This window comes from Curtobacterium sp. MCLR17_039, assembly GCF_003234745.1.
Taxonomy (GTDB): Bacteria; Actinomycetota; Actinomycetes; order Actinomycetales; family Microbacteriaceae; genus Curtobacterium; species Curtobacterium flaccumfaciens.
In genome coordinates, this window is sequence record NZ_QKTF01000002.1 from 71,143 (window position 1) to 88,058 (window position 16,916).

At 70.9% G+C, this 16,916-nt stretch carries 18 protein-coding genes; 16 read left to right on the forward strand and 2 right to left on the reverse strand.

The genetic code is table 11. The features are described 5' to 3' along the window. The first annotated feature begins 30 nt into the window (after positions 1-30). The 6 genes from DEJ00_RS02335 to DEJ00_RS02360 all read left to right on the forward strand — a co-directional run bounded on the left by DEJ00_RS02335 (position 31) and on the right by DEJ00_RS02360 (position 5,077). Entirely contained in the window at positions 31-354 is a 324-nt protein-coding gene (locus tag DEJ00_RS02335) for a DUF2469 family protein (protein WP_017888251.1), read from the forward strand. 117 nt (positions 355-471) lie between these two features. Further along, positions 472-822, forward strand: a complete 351-nt coding sequence (locus DEJ00_RS02340; protein ID WP_017888250.1) for an Lsr2 family protein — start codon at positions 472-474, stop codon at positions 820-822. A 152-nt stretch (positions 823-974) separates the two neighbouring features. Then, entirely contained in the window at positions 975-1,364 is a 390-nt protein-coding gene (locus DEJ00_RS02345) for a YraN family protein (protein ID WP_051596761.1), read from the forward strand. Beyond that, positions 1,361-2,884 (forward strand): YifB family Mg chelatase-like AAA ATPase, encoded by a 1,524-nt coding sequence (locus DEJ00_RS02350; protein WP_111056312.1) that lies wholly within the window; start codon positions 1,361-1,363, stop codon positions 2,882-2,884. The genes DEJ00_RS02345 and DEJ00_RS02350 overlap by 4 nt, the downstream gene beginning before the upstream one ends. Beyond that, positions 2,881-4,119: a DNA-processing protein DprA gene (dprA, locus tag DEJ00_RS02355; protein ID WP_111056313.1), complete on the forward strand. Its 1,239-nt coding sequence runs from the start codon at positions 2,881-2,883 to the stop codon at positions 4,117-4,119. The genes DEJ00_RS02350 and dprA overlap by 4 nt, the downstream gene beginning before the upstream one ends. A 25-nt stretch (positions 4,120-4,144) precedes the next feature. After that, positions 4,145-5,077, forward strand: coding sequence for a tyrosine recombinase XerC (locus DEJ00_RS02360; RefSeq protein WP_083404146.1), 933 nt, complete (start codon positions 4,145-4,147; stop codon positions 5,075-5,077). Between the two features lie 75 nt (positions 5,078-5,152). Here DEJ00_RS02360 and DEJ00_RS02365 read toward each other — a convergent pair whose 3' ends face one another. Continuing rightward, positions 5,153-5,797, reverse strand: a complete 645-nt coding sequence (locus DEJ00_RS02365; protein WP_111056314.1) for a murein hydrolase activator EnvC — start codon at positions 5,795-5,797, stop codon at positions 5,153-5,155. A gap of 317 nt (positions 5,798-6,114) precedes the next feature. Between DEJ00_RS02365 and DEJ00_RS02370 the strand changes: the two genes are divergently transcribed. The 10 genes from DEJ00_RS02370 to DEJ00_RS02415 all read left to right on the forward strand — a co-directional run bounded on the left by DEJ00_RS02370 (position 6,115) and on the right by DEJ00_RS02415 (position 14,893). After that, positions 6,115-7,557 carry a sugar porter family MFS transporter gene (locus DEJ00_RS02370; RefSeq protein WP_051596806.1) on the forward strand — a complete coding sequence of 481 codons (1,443 nt, stop codon included), beginning with the start codon at positions 6,115-6,117 and terminating at the stop codon, positions 7,555-7,557. A 322-nt stretch (positions 7,558-7,879) separates the two neighbouring features. Next, positions 7,880-8,797 (forward strand): 30S ribosomal protein S2, encoded by a 918-nt coding sequence (gene rpsB / locus DEJ00_RS02375; RefSeq protein WP_027465874.1) that lies wholly within the window; start codon positions 7,880-7,882, stop codon positions 8,795-8,797. 88 nt (positions 8,798-8,885) lie between these two features. Continuing rightward, positions 8,886-9,713, forward strand: coding sequence for a translation elongation factor Ts (tsf, locus tag DEJ00_RS02380; RefSeq protein WP_027465873.1), 828 nt, complete (start codon positions 8,886-8,888; stop codon positions 9,711-9,713). A 127-nt stretch (positions 9,714-9,840) separates the two neighbouring features. Continuing rightward, the gene (pyrH, locus tag DEJ00_RS02385; RefSeq protein WP_027465872.1) at positions 9,841-10,560 is read left to right on the forward strand and encodes a UMP kinase; all 720 of its coding nucleotides are present in this window, start codon (positions 9,841-9,843) and stop codon (positions 10,558-10,560) included. Between the two features lie 46 nt (positions 10,561-10,606). Continuing rightward, positions 10,607-11,161, forward strand: a complete 555-nt coding sequence (gene frr / locus DEJ00_RS02390) for a ribosome recycling factor (RefSeq protein WP_027465871.1) — start codon at positions 10,607-10,609, stop codon at positions 11,159-11,161. A 65-nt stretch (positions 11,162-11,226) separates the two neighbouring features. Beyond that, the gene (locus DEJ00_RS02395; RefSeq protein ID WP_111056447.1) at positions 11,227-12,171 is read left to right on the forward strand and encodes a phosphatidate cytidylyltransferase; all 945 of its coding nucleotides are present in this window, start codon (positions 11,227-11,229) and stop codon (positions 12,169-12,171) included. Between the two features lie 77 nt (positions 12,172-12,248). Next, positions 12,249-12,797 carry a DivIVA domain-containing protein gene (locus DEJ00_RS02400; RefSeq protein ID WP_027465869.1) on the forward strand — a complete coding sequence of 183 codons (549 nt, stop codon included), beginning with the start codon at positions 12,249-12,251 and terminating at the stop codon, positions 12,795-12,797. Between the two features lie 147 nt (positions 12,798-12,944). Further along, the gene (locus tag DEJ00_RS18755) at positions 12,945-13,844 is read left to right on the forward strand and encodes a lytic transglycosylase domain-containing protein (RefSeq protein WP_258373497.1); all 900 of its coding nucleotides are present in this window, start codon (positions 12,945-12,947) and stop codon (positions 13,842-13,844) included. 12 nt (positions 13,845-13,856) lie between these two features. Next, positions 13,857-14,159, forward strand: a complete 303-nt coding sequence (locus DEJ00_RS02410) for a hypothetical protein (RefSeq protein ID WP_111056315.1) — start codon at positions 13,857-13,859, stop codon at positions 14,157-14,159. After that, positions 14,156-14,893, forward strand: coding sequence for an alpha/beta hydrolase (locus DEJ00_RS02415; RefSeq protein ID WP_111056316.1), 738 nt, complete (start codon positions 14,156-14,158; stop codon positions 14,891-14,893). Before DEJ00_RS02410 ends, DEJ00_RS02415 begins: the two co-directional genes overlap by 4 nt. An 87-nt stretch (positions 14,894-14,980) precedes the next feature. On the opposite strand, the gene DEJ00_RS18680 is transcribed toward DEJ00_RS02415, so the two are convergent. Continuing rightward, the gene (locus tag DEJ00_RS18680) at positions 14,981-16,813 is read right to left on the reverse strand and encodes a hypothetical protein (protein WP_111056317.1); all 1,833 of its coding nucleotides are present in this window, start codon (positions 16,811-16,813) and stop codon (positions 14,981-14,983) included. Positions 16,814-16,916: the final 103 nt, after the last annotated feature.

Below are 16,916 nucleotides of genomic sequence, written 5' to 3' on the forward strand. Positions count from 1 at the left end.
GGCCCTGGGTCGCCGTAGACTGTGGGCGCAATGGATGAGGACGAATTCGACGACTACGACCGCGAGGTCGAGCTGGCCCTGTACCGCGAGTACCGAGACGTGGTGTCGCAGTTCCGTTACGTGGTCGAGACGGAGCGCCGTTTCTACCTGGCGAACGAGGTCGAACTCGTGCGCCGTGACACGGAGCACGACTTCTACTTCGAACTGACGATGAACGACGTCTGGGTCTGGGACGTCTACCGTTCCGACCGGTTCGTCAAGGGTGTCCGGGTACTCACGTTCAAGGACGTGAATGTCGAGGAACTCACGACGCGGGAACTCGAACTGCCGAAGGAACTCGCACTCGACGAGTGATCGTCAATTTACTTTCTTCTGCTTCTTTCTGGGTGAATCGCCGCTGATCCGAACCGGCGGTGAATTGTTCGCGCTATTCTGATGGGGATTTAACCGCCCCACGAACAGGAGCACCCCATGGCACAGAAGGTCACCGTCCAGCTCGTCGACGACCTCGACGATTCCCCCATCACCACCGGTGAAGGCCGGACGGTCGAATTCGCGTTCGACGGCTCGTCGTACGAGATCGACCTGTCGAACGACAACGTCGACAAGTTCCGCGAGGCGATCTCTGATTACATCGCCGCAGCGCGCAAGGTCTCCGGTCGTCGCACCGGCGGCGGTTCCGCCCCGAAGTCCGCCCCGAAGCGTGGCAACTCGGAAGAGCTCGGCAAGATCCGCGAGTGGGCCAAGGAGAACGGGTACGAGGTCTCGTCCCGCGGCCGCATCTCGACGCAGGTGCAGGAAGCCTACGCAGCAGCGCACTGACGCTCGTCGCAGCAGGACCCGGGTGATCTCGATCGCCCGGGTCCTTCTTCTTTCCTCCACAGAGGGCAATTCGGCCGTGCTGATTCCACAGACTCTCTGACTCCGCCGATCGGGGCGTTCGTTCCGGAGATCGTTGTCGTGGAGGCAACGACATGGAACAAGACGTGCAACGTCCACCGGGGCGGTCGCTCCGGAACGGTCGACTCGGACGATTCGGTGAAGAACGAGCGGTGGTCTGGCTCGAAGCGCGGGGATTCCGCGTGCTCGAGCGGAACTGGCGGTGTGCCCGCGGCGAGATCGACATCGTCGCGTGGGATTCCTGCACACTCGCGTTCATCGAGGTGAAGACCCGTTCCGGGGCCGCGACCGGCCACCCGTTCGAGGCGATCACCGCTGCGAAGCTCACCCGGATGCGACGACTCGTGCCCGAGTGGTTCGACGCGCATCCCGAGGTCTCGGCGCGCGCGGTCCGGGTGGACGTCGTCGCGGTCCACGTCGACGGTCCCCGCACGGTCGTCGAGCACCTGGCGGGTGTGCTGTGACGGGCATCGGTCGCGCTGCCGCGGTCGCGCTGCTCGGGGTCACCGGTCGCCGCATCGAGGTCGAAGCGCACCTGACCAGTCAGCTCCCGGCGTTCAGCATCATCGGGCTGCCGGACACCTCGCTGGGAGAGGCACGGGAACGCGTGCGATCCGCGGCGGCGAACGCGGGGTGCCCGCTGCCCGCACGTCGGATCACCGTGAACCTGACCCCGGCGGCGATCCCGAAGCGCGGTTCCGGGTTCGACCTCGCCATCGCGATGGCCGTGCTCGCCGGAGCCGGTCTCGCGCCGGACGTCTCGGAGCGCATCGTCTACATCGGCGAGCTCGGCCTCGACGGGCGGGTGCGTCCGGTCCCCGGGGTGATCCCGATGCTGGTCGCCGCGCGCGACGCCGGTGCGCACCGCGTGGTGCTGCCCGTCGGCAACCTGACCGAAGCCCGCGTGGTCGGCGGGGTGCGGATCAGCGGCGTGGACTCGTTGCGGGCGGCGGCGATCGACGCCGGGGCACTCCTGCCGGCGGTCGAGGTCGATCCGGTGCTGCCGGTCCCGGTCACGTCGGTGCCGCGTCCCGTGGCCGAGCTGTCGGACGTCGTGGGGAACCCGGTCGGCGTCCGAGCACTCATCGCCGCGGCAGCCGGGGGACACCACGCACTGCTGCTCGGGCCACCGGGCGCGGGCAAGACCATGCTCGCCGAGCGGCTGCCCGGGTTGCTGCCCGACCTCGACGACGAGACCGCGCTCGAGGTCGCCGCGGTCCGGTCCGTCGCCGGGCTGGGTCCCGCCTCGTGGAGCACGAAGCCACCGTGGGAAGCCCCGCACCACTCCGCGTCGGCGGTCTCGCTCATCGGCGGCGGGTCGGGGGTCCTGCGCCCCGGAGCCGTGTCGCGCGCCACCGGGGGCATCCTGTTCCTCGACGAGGCGCCGGAGTTCCCGCGGGCCGTGCTCGACGCGCTCCGGCAGCCGCTCGAGTCCGGTCGGATCACGATCCACCGTGCGGCGGGTGCAGCCGAGTTCCCCGCACGCTGTCAGGTCGTCCTGGCGGCGAACCCCTGCCCGTGCGGCAACGCCGGTGGTGCGCACGGGCAGCCGTGCGAGTGCTCGGCGAGCACCGTGCGCCGGTACCTCGGTCGGATGTCGGGGCCACTGCTCGACCGGATGGACATCCGGGTGCTGGTGCCGCGGGTGACGACGGGTCGGATGCGGGACGCCGACGGCAGCACCCCGACGACGGCGGTCGCCCGTGCGGCGGTCGCGGCAGCCCGCGCCCGGATGGCGGAGCGCCTGCGCGGCACGGGATGGTCGCGCAACGCCGAGGTCACCGGGGCGTGGCTCCGGGCCGAGGGGCGCATCGAACCCGGGTCGACGGCAGACCTCGACCGGGCACTCGACCTCGGCACCCTGACCATGCGCGGCTGGGACCGCGTGATGCGACTGGCGTGGACGCTCGCCGACCTCGACGCGGTGGAGCGGCCCACGGGTGCGCACGTCCGCGGTGCCCTCGCATTGCGGAGCGCGCTGTGATCCCGGCGGGCACGGAGCTCCTCGACACGGTGGCGCGCCTGCTCGGGCCGAGCGGTGCCGCGGTGGACCCGGTGCAGGCCGCGGCACGGGTCGCCTGGTCGGCCGTCGTCGAACCGGGGGACTCCGTCGCCGGCGAGCTCCTCACCGGCCTCGGACCGGAGCGTGCGCTCGGTGCGGTGCTGCTCGCCGCGGACGAGGACTTCGATTCGCTGCTGGGATGCTGCGTCGACGCCGAGGTGCCGGGTGCGGAGGACCCAGCGGTGCTGCTCGGTGTGCTGCAGACCGCGGTGGAACGGTGGCGGCCCCGATTGGCCACTGTCGAGGTGGGCGACGTGCTCGCGGCGGCCGGCGCGGTCGGAGCCGGTCTGCTGGTCCCCGGGAGCGACGGGTGGCCGTCGGCGATGGACGACCTCGGGCCGCACGCCCCGGTGGTCCTCTGGACGCGCAGCTCGGGGGCGCACCTCGGCGACGGGATGCCGGCGCTCGGGGTCGTGGGGTCCCGGGCGAACACGGTGGCCGGTGCCGAGGCCGCGGCGGAGATCACCTCGACGGCGGCGGACGCCGGGTGCCGCATCGTGAGCGGGGGTGCCTACGGCATCGACGCGGTGGCGCACCGTGTCGCCGTCGCCGCCGGGACGCCCACTGTGGCGGTCCTGGCCGGCGGCATCGACCAGCTCTACCCCGTGGGGAACGCGCAACTGCTCCACAACGTGGCCCGGCAGGGGGCGTTGCTCGCCGAGTCGGCACCGGGGACACGACCGACGCGGTGGCGCTTCCTCGCCCGGAACCGGCTGATCGCCGCGCTGGCCGACGTCACGGTCGTGGTCGAAGCGGGCGCCCGGTCCGGGGCGCTCAACACCGCCCACCACGCCGCACAGCTCGGCCGGCCCGTGTTCGCGGTGCCGGGAGCGTTCGCGTCCTCGGCCTCGGTCGGGTGCCATCGGCTCATCGCACAGGGGCGGGCGCAGATCGTCGTGCACCCCGGGGATCCGGCAGCGGCGGCGAGGCCCGCGACCGGGACCAGCGGGGGAGCGGTGCCGGACGAACCGCTCCTGTCCGGCAGGCAGGACCCCGAGGTGCTCCGGGTGCTCGACGCGCTCGGCCGTCGCGCCCTGCCCGAGGCCGAGATCGCCCGCCGGGCCGGCATGTCGACGGCCGACGTCGCCGACGCGCTCGCGCTCGCACAGCTGCAGGGACTCGTCGTCGCCACCGGCGGCGGGTGGGGTCGGGCATGACGTCCGGTCGCCGTACGCTGGCGTCGTGGTTGCGCGGACGGACGGTCGACTCGTGGTGGCGGTGGACGCCTTCCTCGGGCACGCCCGGCACGCGCGTGGCCTCAGCGAGCAGACCCTCCGCGCGTACGCCAACGACCTCGAGCAGCTCGTGGCGTTCGCGGACGGTCGCGGCATCGACCGCGTCGCCGACGTCGAGCTCGAGCTCCTGCGTGACTGGCTGTGGGACGCCGACCACCGGGGGCTCGCCCGGTCGACCATCGCCAGGCGGTCTTCGTCCGTGCGGGCGTTCACGCGTTGGGCGAGCGAGACCGGGGTGACGACGACCGACGCCGGGGTCCGGCTCCGCGCCCCGAAGGGTGGGGCACACCTGCCTCGCGTGGTGTCGGCCGACCAGGTGCGCGCCCTGCTCGACGGACTCGGTTCCCGGGCGGCGACGGACGACCCGACGGCGTTGCGGGACCTGGCCCTCGTCGAGCTCCTGTACGCGGCGGCCATCCGGGTCAGCGAACTCGTCGGGATCGACGTGACCGACGTCGATCGCGGACGCTTGACCGTGCGGGTGCTCGGCAAGGGCGGCAAGGAACGCGTGGTGCCGTTCGGGGTTCCGGCGCGGGACGCACTCGAGGCGTGGCTCGAGCGCGGACGGCCCACCCTCGCCGCACGGGCAGAGGGGCCTGCAGGCACGGCGCTGTTCCTCGGTGACCGTGGTGCCCGACTCGGCGTCCGCAGTGCCTACCGCGTGGTGGCCCGGTTGCTCGGTGACCTGCCGGGCGAGGGTCCGAGCGGTCCGCACACCTTCCGGCACACCGCGGCGACGCACCTGCTCGACGGCGGAGCGGACCTGCGCGCGGTGCAGGAACTCCTCGGTCACGCCAGCCTCGGGACGACGCAGATCTACACGCACGTGTCGTCGGCCCGGCTGCGCGAGGTGTACCGGACGGCGCACCCGCGCGCCTGACCCTGCGCCGACGTGCGTCCGGTCCGGTTCCGGTCGGTTCCCGGTCGGTTCTCGGTCGGTCCAGGTCGGCTCCGCTCACCCGGGCCAAGCCGATTCGGGCAGCAGCACCGGCCACTCGGCCGGTGGCAGGTACGCCATCGGGTCGACGTAGCGGCCGTCGACACGAGCACCGAGGTGCAGGCACGGCGCCGACGCCGGACAGTGCCCGACCGAGACGCGGCCGACCGGCGCACCCTGCACGACCTCGTCCCCGGCGGCGACCAGGGGGGTCACCGAGTCGAGCGTGCTGACCAGCCCGTCACCGTGGTCGATCGTCACGACGGTGCGGCCGCCGACCGCCCCGGCGAACGCCACGGTGCCGTCGTCCACCGCCGAGGCAGGGCTGCCGAGGACGGCCGGGACGTCGAGGCCCCGGTGGCCGGCGGCGTAGTCCGAGGACGGTGCCTCCCATGCGCGCTCGACCACCCGCGATCCGGTGGGCCAGACCCAGCGAGCCTCGACCCGGCGCGGCTCGGTCACAGTGTCCACCGACGCCCCGGCACCCACCGACGCCCCGGAGCCCGCCGACGCCCCGGAGCCCGCCGGCGCCCCGGAGCCCACCGTCGCCCCGCCTCCCGTCGACGGCGCGGCACCGAACACCACGGTCCCGCTCAGCACCGTCCCGCTCAGCAGCGCAACGCACACCACGGACAGCAGGACGGGACGTGCGCTCGATCGCATGTCCCCAGCCTGGGCAGTGGAACCCGGCCACGGGGCGGACGGGGCGATCTGTGGAGGGGGAGTCGCGCCTCCAGGCCTGGGGAGGAACGTGCGGCCGACGGAAGCGACAGAACCGACGTCGTACGACGGCGACAGTGTCGTCCAGCGTCGACGCGCAGGGCCCGCCCGTCCCGATCACGCCCCGGTTATGACCAGATCCCGAGCGAGGAGTACAGTCGGGGCCGCTCCGGAACACGCAACGCCGCTCGGACGGCGAACCAGCCGACCGCCGGGGCACCGTGCTGCACACCGGCACGGCGGCAGAACCCAGGAGCATCGTGTCCACCACGACCACCGGGCACGGCGAAGACCGTGCGTTCAAGGGGAAGGTCACCCTGTTCGCCATCGCGGCGGCGGTCGGTGGCTTCCTGTTCGGCTTCGACTCGTCAGTCATCAACGGCGCCGTCGACGCGATCAAGGGCGAGTTCAACCTCTCCGACGCGGCCAGCGGCTTCGCCGTCGCCTCGGCCCTGATCGGCTGTGCGTTCGGCGCCTACTTCGCCGGCCGCCTCGCCGACCGCTACGGCCGCACCCGGATCATGTTCTGGGCCGCCGTGCTGTTCTTCGTCTCGTCGATCGGTTCGGCGTTCGCGTTCGCGACGTGGGACCTCGTGATCTGGCGTCTCGTCGGCGGTCTCGGCATCGGTACCGCCTCGGTCATCGCACCGGCGTACATCTCCGAGGTCTCCCCGAAGGCGATCCGCGGGCGGCTGGCCTCGTTCCAGCAGCTGGCGATCACGCTCGGTATCTTCGCCGCGCTCCTGTCCGACCAGCTCTTCGCCGTCACCGCGGGCAGCGCCTCGGCCGAGGTCTGGGGTCTCGCGGCCTGGCGCTGGATGTTCCTGGTCGGGGTGATCCCCTCGGTCGTCTACGGCGTCCTGGCGATCACGCTGCCGGAGTCCCCGCGCTACCTGCTCACCAAGGGTCGTGCTGACGACGCGCGCGTGGTGATGGGCAAGATCGTCCCGCGCGACACCGTGAACACGAGCCTGGAGGAGATCCAGGACGGCATCGAGAAGGAGGCCAACGAGAAGAAGGGCTCCATCCGGGGCAACCGCTTCGGGCTCCAGCCGATCGTCTGGGTGGGCATCATCCTGGCCGTGCTGCAGCAGTTCGTCGGCATCAACGTGATCTTCTACTACTCGACGACGCTCTGGCAGGCCGTCGGCTTCAAGGAGGAGGACTCGTTCCTCATCTCCACGATCACCTCGGTGGTCAACGTCGCCGTGACCTTCATCGCGATCTTCCTGGTCGACAAGGTCGGCCGCAAGCCGCTGCTCGTCGCCGGTTCGGCGGGCATGTTCGTCTCGCTCACCATGGTCGCCATCGCATTCTCGCAGGCGACGATCGTCGACGGCAGCCCGAGCCTCCCCGGCTCGTGGGGCGTCATCGCGCTGATCTTCGCGAACCTCTTCGTGGTGTCCTTCGGCGCCACGTGGGGTCCGCTCATGTGGGTGCTGCTCGGCGAGATGTTCCCGAACCGCATCCGTGCCACCGCGCTGGGCATCGGCTCGGCCGCCAACTGGATCGCGAACTTCATCGTCACGATCTCGTTCCCGGTGCTGTCCGGCTTCAACCTGACGGTCACCTACGGCATCTACGCGCTGTTCGCGTTGCTGTCGCTGTTCTTCGTCATCGCCAAGATCCCGGAGACCAAGGGCCGCTCGCTCGAGGAGATGGGCATCTCCGCCGACGGCGACACCGTGGACGCCAAGGCCTGATCGGCCGGTCGCGCACCGCGTCCGTTCCGCACGGATCGCCGGACAGGAGGCCCGGATCACGTCAGCCGCGAGGCGCGCGTGATCCGGGCCTCCCTTCTGTTAGCATCTATCCAGCAGCGTGCTGATGCGCGCTGACTTCGCGTGTCCACCAGGCCCTCACGGGCTCGGTACCCGACCACCGGTCCCGCTCTCACGAGCGGGCGGTCGCGTGCCAGGACACCAGGGACCACGACCGACGGTCGTGATCGACACAACCGCAACAGGTCCGCAGCGACGTGCGAGAGCACGGCTGCGCGCCGAGAACACAGAAGGAGGACGGCACATGGCCGTCGTCACCATCCGCCAGCTGCTCGACAGCGGCGTCCACTTCGGACACCAGACCCGTCGGTGGAACCCGAAGGTGAAGCGCTTCATCCTCGCCGAGCGCTCGGGCATCCACATCATCGACCTGCAGCAGTCGCTGGCCTTCATCGACCGCGCGTACGACTTCGTCAAGGAGACGGTCGCGCACGGTGGCACGATCCTCTTCGTGGGCACCAAGAAGCAGGCCCAGGGCTCCATCGCCGAGCAGGCGACCCGCGTCGGCCAGCCGTACGTCAACCAGCGTTGGCTCGGCGGTCTGCTCACGAACTTCCAGACGGTCTCCAAGCGCCTCGCGCGCATGAAGGAGCTCGAGGAGATCGACTTCGACGACACGACGAAGGGCTTCACCAAGAAGGAGCTCCTCATCAAGAAGCGCGAGCTGGACAAGCTCCACAAGACCCTCGGTGGTATCCGCAACCTCACGCGGACCCCGAGCGCGCTCTGGATCGTCGACACCAAGAAGGAGCACCTCGCCGTCGACGAGGCGCAGAAGCTCGGTATCCCGATCATCGGCATCCTCGACACCAACTGCGACCCCGACGAGATCACGTACCCGATCCCGGGCAACGACGACGCGATCCGCTCCGTCGGTCTCCTGACCCGCATCGTCGCCGACGCAGCGGCCGAGGGCCTGAAGACCCGCCACAACGGTGGCGACGAGGACGAGGCCAGCGAGCCCCTCGCCGAGTGGGAGCAGGAGCTCCTCGGTGGCGAGACCGCCGCCACGACCGAGGCGCCCGCCGCCCCCGTCGAGGAGAACGACGCTGATGCGCAGGTCGCCGCGAAGGAGATCGGCGAGCCGATCGCCGACGAGGCGAAGAACGCGGAGCCGACGGCCGAGGCCGAGGCAGCCGCGGAGACCACCCCCGCCGAGTGAGTCGCCGGGGCGCCGGACCCCACCGGGTCCGGCGCCCCGACTGCACTCCACTCTCCACACACGTACAGTCCAGAAAGGACTCCAGTCAATGGCAAACTTCACCGCTGCTGACGTGAAGAAGCTCCGCGAGGACCTCGGCGCCGGCATGATGGACGCGAAGAACGCGCTCGTCGAGGCCGACGGCGACTACGACAAGGCCGTCGAGCTGCTCCGCATCAAGGGTGCCAAGGCCGTCGCCAAGCGCGACGACCGTGCCACCTCCGAAGGTGTCGTCGTCGCGACCTCCGAGAACGGCGCCGCCACGGTCGTCGAGCTCGCGAGCGAGACCGACTTCGTCGCGAAGAACGAGAAGTTCACCACTCTCGCCGACAAGGTGCTGGGCGCGGTCGCCGCTGCCGGTGCCGCCGACGTCGCTGCCGCCAACGCCGCACCGCTGGACGGCAAGACCGTCCTCGAGGTCGTCAACGAGTCGGCCGCCGCGCTGGGCGAGAAGCTCGAGGTCCGCACGGTCCGCCGTGTCGAGGGCTCGGCCTTCGAGATCTACCTGCACAAGACCAGCCAGGACCTGCCGCCGCAGATCGCCGTCGTCATCGCGTACGAGGGTGACAACGCCGCCGAGGCACGTTCGATCGCGCAGCACGTCGCGTTCGCGAACCCGACGTACCTGACCCGCGACGAGGTCCCGGCCGAGGCCATCGAGAAGGAGCGTGCGACCGTCGAGGCGATCACGCGCGAAGAGGGCAAGCCCGAGGCTGCGCTCCCGAAGATCGTCGAGGGCCGGGTGAACGCCTACATCAAGCAGGTGTCGCTCCTCGACCAGGACTACGCGAAGGACAACAAGATCTCCGTCGCGAAGGCCGCCGAGAACGCCGGCATCACGATCCAGGGCTTCGCCCGCGTCAAGGTCGGCGCGTAACGAACCCGTGACGGGGTCAGGAACCAACGAGGTTCCTGGCCCCGTTTTTCGCGCGCACCGGCACGGCACGCGCGCGACACATCCGCGAGTACATTTCCACGAGACCACGACGAAGGGTGCGGACCAGATGACCGACGAGAAGACCGGACGACGCCGCGTTCTGCTGAAGCTGTCGGGAGAGGCGTTCGGCGCCGGCTCCCTCGGGGTGAACCCCGACGTGATCGGCACCATCGCCAAGGAGATCGCCGTCGCCGCGCGCGAGGTCGAGATCGCGATCGTCGTCGGCGGGGGCAACTTCTTCCGCGGTGCCGAGCTCTCGCAGCGCGGCATGGACCGCGGTCGTGCCGACTACATGGGCATGCTCGGCACGGTGATGAACGCACTCGCGCTGCAGGACTTCCTCGAGCAGGCGGGAGCTGCCACCCGCGTGCAGTCCGCCATCGCGATGACCCAGGTCGCCGAGCCGTACATCCCGCGGCGCGCCGAGCGGCACCTCGAGAAGGGCCGGGTCGTCATCTTCGGCGCCGGTGCCGGACTGCCGTACTTCTCGACCGACACGGTCGCGGCGCAGCGTGCGCTCGAGATCAAGGCGGACGAGGTGCTCGTCGCCAAGAACGGCGTCGACGGCGTGTACACCGCCGACCCGAAGAAGGACGCCTCGGCCGAGAAGCTGCACCACGTGACCTACCAGGACGCGCTGCTGAAGGGCCTCAAGGTCGTCGACGCCACCGCGTTCTCGCTCTGCATGGACAACGGCATGCCGATGCACGTCTTCGGCATGGAGGGTGAGGGCAACGTCCAGGCCGCGATCCGTGGCGAGCGCATCGGCACCGTCGTCAGCAACTGACCCCCGCGCTGACTAGACTCGACGCCAGTACCGAAGGAGTAACACCGTGATCAGTGATGTCCTGACCGAAGCCACCGAGAAGATGGCGAAGGCTGTCGAGGTCGCCAAGGACGACTTCTCGACCGTCCGCACCGGCCGCATCAACGCGGCGCTCTTCCAGAAGATCCCGGTCGAGTACTACGGCACGCCGACGCCGCTCGCGCAGCTCGCGTCGCTGCAGACGCCCGAGGCCCGCACGCTCATCGTGACGCCGTACGACAAGACGGCGCTCAAGGAGATCGAGCGTGCGATCGCGACCTTCCCGAACCTCGGCGCCAGCCCGACGAACGACGGCGACATCGTCCGCGTGACGATCCCGGAGCTCACCAAGGACCGCCGCAAGGAGTTCGTCAAGCTCGTGCGGACGAAGGGCGAAGACCACAAGGTCGTCGTCCGGAACATCCGCCGCAAGGCCAAGGACGACCTCGACGCACTCAAGGGTGAGATCTCCGACGACGAGATCTCGCGCGGCGACAAGGACCTCGAGGCCCTGACGAAGAAGCACGTCGACCAGATCGACGAGTCGCTGAAGAAGAAGGAAGCCGAACTCCTCGAGGTCTGATGCGTCGCTCCGACCAGGGCGATGACCGCCCCACAGCAGAGCACGGGCCCGCGTCGAGCGGGCCCGTGAAGAAGGGGCTCCGTCAGGACTTCGATGCGCGTGCACGAGCGGCGCGCACCGACTTCGAGGCGCAGCTCCGCCAGCGCAAGGCCGACTTCGGCGCGCGCAACGAGGCGCTGACCGCGCGGACCGGGCGCAACCTGCCGGCAGCGATTGGCATCGCGCTCGCGTTCGCCGTCGTGATGCTCGGCACGCTGCTCCTCTGGCCGCCGTCGTTCATGGTGGTCGCGGCGTTCCTGCTCGGCGTCGGCGTCTACGAGCTCACGAGCGCGATGCGGTTCGCCGGGCGCGACGTCCCGCGGATCCCGAGTGTCGCCGTCGCGATCGCGATCGTGCCGGCGGCGTTCCTGGTCGGGCAGGTGGCGGCGCTGTTCACCCTGCTCGGCGGCATCGTCCTGATCAGCGTCTGGCGCCTGGTCGAGGTCGCCGTCGCGCGGCAGAAGCCCCCGGCCGGCAACGTCGCCCGTGACCTCACCAACGGGTTGTTCGTCCAGGCCTACATCTCCCTGCTCGGCGCCTGCGTCGTGCTGCTCTCCGCCCAGCCGGACGGCAACCTCTGGGTGATCGGGTTCATCCTCGTCGTCGTCGCGGTCGACACCGGCGCGTACGCCACCGGGCTGAACCTCGGCAAGCACCCGATGGCACCCCGCATCAGCCCCAAGAAGACGTGGGAGGGCTTCGCCGGGTCCGTGGCGGCGAGCATCGTCGTCGGCATCCTGGTGGCCCTGTTCATGCTCGGGCTGCCCTGGTGGACGGGCGTCCTGCTCGGTGTGCTCATCTCCGGTTCGGCCACGCTCGGCGACCTGACCGAGTCGATGATCAAGCGCGACCTCGGCATCAAGGACATCTCGTCGTTCCTGCCCGGACACGGCGGCCTGCTCGACCGCATCGACAGCATCCTGCCGTCCGCCGCGGTCGCCTACGTGCTGTACCTCATCGTCAACCACTGACCGCGCTCGTGTCGGGCTGAACGCCGCACTCAGCGCGTCCAGGTTGTGCCACGGGTCCGGACTGGCAGAATGACGCCGTGGCCACCACCTTCCCGACCGCAGCCCGTTCCGCCCTCGGTTACGACGTCGACGAAGTCGAGCGTTTCCTCGAGGACGCCCGGCGCGCGTACTCCGCAGACGACAGCGCCCCCGGCATCGAGGCCGCGAAGATCCGCGCCACGGCCTTCTCGATGCGCAAGGGCGGGTACTCCACGTCGCACGTCGACGCTGCGCTCGAACGGCTCGAGGACGCCTTCGCGGCCCGTGAGCGTGAGCGGGAGATGAGCGAGGTCGGCAAGAAGGCCTGGTACGCCGAAGCGCGGACGAAGGCATCCGACGTCGTGGCGCGGCTCGAGCGGCCCGACGGGCAGCGGTTCAGCCGGGTCAACGTGCTCGGCACCGGCTACCACCCGAAGGACGTCGACGCGTTCGCCGCCCGGCTCGCCGGGTACTTCCGCGAGGGAAAGCCGCTCAGCCTCACCGAGGTCCGTTCGATCGTCTTCCGCCCGAAGCACGGCGGGTACCGCGAGGCGCAGGTCGACGCGCTGCTCGACGCCGTCGTCGAAGTGATGCTCGCTGTCCGGTGACGACGCGCTGTCCCCAGGTGCTTCGCTTTCCGTGATCGTTCCGTTACCCTGGTCCTACTCATGGGCAGGCACACGGCAGACTCAAGCTCCGACCGCGATACCCGCGAGCACCTCAGCCTCCAGGCTTCCGGTGAGCGCCGCGCGGCAATGCAGCGAACCCGTACGACGGAGACGTCGGCGTTCGGGGTGACCCCGCAGGCAGCGCCCGCGACGACGGGTCCGGTCGCCACGCCGAAGTCGGTGGCGGCGAACCGCGTGTCCGACGAGCGCGTGGCGTCCTTCGCGCACGACGCCCTCGTCGACGCCGACGAGCGTCCCGCGAAGCAGCGCACCGCGACGGTGCAGCGCCGTGCGACGCCGAAGCTCGTCAAGCCCGCCGCTTCGTCGGTGAACGCCGTGGCCCGCAAGCGCGCGACGGCCCCGATGATGTCCTTCGTCGGTGTGTTCTTGTTCGTGGGTGGCTCGCTGTTCAACCCGCTGCAGGCCGACGTGGCACAGGCCGCGGTCGACACCCCGGTGCTCGTGAAGACCCCGCCGGCGCCGCAGCAGTACACCGCGCACGGCACCTACGCCCTGGCCGCCGCCGACCGTGACGGCTACGACGTCACCGTCCCGGCCCCGAAGGTCGTCAAGCCCGTCGTCGAAGAGGACGAGGCCGACGCCGAGACCACCGACGACACCGCGGCCACCGAGACCCAGCCGGTCTCGGCCGCCAACACGCTGGCCGCCACCGCCGCGACGCCCGACCCGGGCAGCGCGCAGGCGATCGCGCTGCAGCAGGTCACGGCTCGTGGCTGGGGGACCGACCAGTACAACTGCCTGGTCTCGCTGTGGAACAAGGAGTCCGGCTGGCGCGTGAACGCCTACAACCCCAGCGGTGCGTACGGCATCCCGCAGGCCCTCCCCGGCAGCAAGATGGCCACGGCGGGCGCCGACTGGCAGACCAACCCGGCGACGCAGATCACCTGGGGTCTCAACTACATCGCCGGCGTCTACGGCACCCCCTGTGGTGCCTGGGGGCACAGCCAGGCCAACAACTGGTACTGATCGGCTGCTCGGGTGCCGCGCAGCAACCGACCGCGGCGTCCCCGTGGTCGCGACGTCGAGCCTGACGAGGAGACCACCCTCGACCGGCTGATGAGCTCGTGGAAGCGCACCGAGGTCCGTCACGGTCGCGAGTACCAGGTGCAGCCGATCTCGGCCGCGTCGGCGCAGAAGGAGTACATCTGCCCGGGGTGCGGCGGAACCGTCGTGCCCGGCACCGCCCACGTGGTCGTCTGGCGGGCGGACGGCGTGCTCGGTGACGCCGCCGACCTGGCGTCACGCCGGCACTGGCACAACCACTGCTGGAGCATCGCATGACCGATCACGACACCGAGATCCGATCCGCCACCGAGCTGCCGGCCCGGCGCACCGAGGTCGAGCTCGTCACCGACGACCACCTGACGCTCGTCGGTGAACTCGCCGAGCCTGCCGACACCTCGGCCCGTGGAACCATCGTCACGCTCCACCCGCTGCCCACCGCGCACGGGTTCATGGACTCACACGTGCTCAAGAAGGCCGCCGCGCGGTTGCCCGCCCTCGCCGACATCGCGGTGCTGCGGTTCAACTTCCGGTCCGTCACGTCGCCGCGCGGCACGTCCGAGGGCGTCTTCGGCGAGGGTGTGTCCGAGGGCTTCGACCTGCGAGCCGCCGTCGCCGAGGTCACCGACCGAGGGCTGCCGACCCCGTGGCTGGTGGGGTGGTCCTTCGGCACCGAGGTGATCCTCAAGCACGCGCTCGAACACGTCGAGGCCGGCACGGTCGCGGGGGTCGTCCTGCTGTCCCCGCCGCTGCACCGCACCTCGGACGAGGAACTCGCCCGTTGGGCTGCCGTCGAGGTCCCGGTCGTGGCGCTCGTCCCGGAGCACGACGACTTCCTGCAGCCCGAGGCCGCGGCGGCACGGTTCGCACTCGCCCCGAACGTCCGGGTCGTGCCGGTCGCGGGCGCGAAGCACCTGTGGGTGGGGGAGCGGTACGTGCGGATCGTCCTCGACGCGATCGCCGACCTCGTCGTACCGGGCAGCGCGCCGCTGCCGACCCACTGGCCGGTTTGACGACGCCCGGAAGACGCCCTGCGGCCCGCCATCTGCACCAGGTGGCACTGCCTGGAGGCGCGGGTCGCGCCTCCGGGCAGTGGACCGTCAGCGTTCGGTCGCGTCCACGTCGTCCGCATCGGACGCTGCGGCGGGTGCCGTGCCGAGCAGGCCGGTGGCGTTCGTGAGGACCCCGCGGAGGTTCTCGAGGTACCCCGCGACGGCTTCGCGTTCGGTCCGGATCGCCGCCAGGCGGTCCTCGGCCTCGGCGATGACGCCGGCGGTGCGCTCCTCGGCGTCCGCGACCATCCGGTGCACCCGGTCCTGCGCGTCGGCGACGATGGTGCGCGCGTGCTCCTGGGCTTCGGCCGTGCTGGTGCGCTCGAGGTCGTCGGCCTCCTGCTGCAGGCGCTCGGCGCGTTCACGGGCCTCGGTCGCACGACGCGTGGCCTCGGCGAGCTGCAGGTTCGCCTCGTCCAGGTACTTCTGCGTCTCGGTCACCGTCTCGTGGTGCTTCCGCAGGTAGTCCTGCTCGGCGTCGTCACGTCGGGAGGCGAGCTCCGACTCGAGCGTCGTGCGGGCTTCGTCGCGCTCCCGGGCGATCTCGGCGCGGACCTCGTCGCGCTCCTTCACCAGGGCGGCGCGGGCGGTGTCGATCTCCTGCCGCAGGGCGGTGCGCTCGGCCTCGAGCACCCCGAGCTCGGCGGTGCGGCGGTCGGCGATCTCGGTGTCGACCTCGGCGTGCTCGCGCTCGCGTCGGGCGGCGATGGCGTTCTCGTGCTCACGCAGGGCACGTTCGGCTGCCGCTTCGGCCTCCGCGCGCTCCTGCGCGATCCGGGCGTCGTGCTCCTCGAGCTCACGGGCGATCCGGTCGGCGGTCTCCTGCACCAGGCGCGCGTTCTCGACGCGGGTCTGTTCCTCGTCGACGCGGAGCTGCGCGCGGGCCGCCTCGATCTCCTGCTCCAGTGCGGTGCGGGCGGCGGCGAGTTCGCGGTCCCACTGGGCGCGGGCGGCGGCGAGTTCCTCGTCGAGCTCGCGGCGGCGGTCCGCGACCTCGGTGTCGAGCTCGGCGCGGCGACGCGTGACCTCGGACTCGAGTTCGGCGCGACCGGTCTCGAGGGCCAGCGCGTGTGCCTGCTGCTCCTCGTCACGCTCACGGTGCCAGGCGGCACGACCCTCGGTGACCTCGCGCTCGAGGGCCTCGCGTCGGGTCGTCTCCTCGCGGTCGAGGTCCTCGGTTCGGCGGGTGTGGTCGGCCTCGAAGACCGAACGGCGGTGCTCGGTCTCGCGGTCGAGCTCGGCGGCGGCGGTGCGGGCCTCAGCGGACTCCCGCTGGGCGATCTCGCGCAGTTCGGCGACCTCGTGCTCGACCTGGGCGCGCAGGGCGTTCGTCTCGCGGATGGCGATGGAGCGGACCTCGGCGGCCTCGGTCACGGCGGCACCGCGGATCGCGGCAGCTTCGTTGCGGGCGTCCTGCGTGAGCAGACCGGCCTCGGCGCGGGCGCGCTCGACGGTGTCGGCTGCCTCGGCGCGGGCGCGGGTGAGCTCGTTGGTGGCGCGGGTGCGGGCGTCCTCGAGGGTGTCGCGCGCTTCTTCCTGCGCTTCACGGACGGTGCGCTCGGCTTCGGTGCGGCTCGAGGCACGGAGCCGCTGGGCGTCGATGTCCGCCTGGCTGATGAGCCGGGTCGACTGCTCCTCGGCCACGCGCAGTGTGGACTCGAGGCGGGTGCCGAGTCCGCTGTACGTGGGGGTGCCGGCTTCGTCGAGCTCGCCCTGCAGCTCGGAGACCCGGGCCTGCAGGAGACGGATCTCCTTCGCGGCGTCGGCGCGGTCGTTGTTCGACTTGATGAGCTCGCGTCGCAGGTCGTTCAGCGAACGCTCCACCTCGTCGCGGCGGTACCCGCGCAGCTCGGTTCCGAACTCGGCCTCGTCGTTCGCCACGTGTCGCTCCTGGGGTCGGCAGCGGGCCAGGTTCGGCCCGCGGTCGATTGTAGTGGGGGCCGGAGCGGGGCGTCTGAGTCCGGCGACAGCGCGGATTGATGCA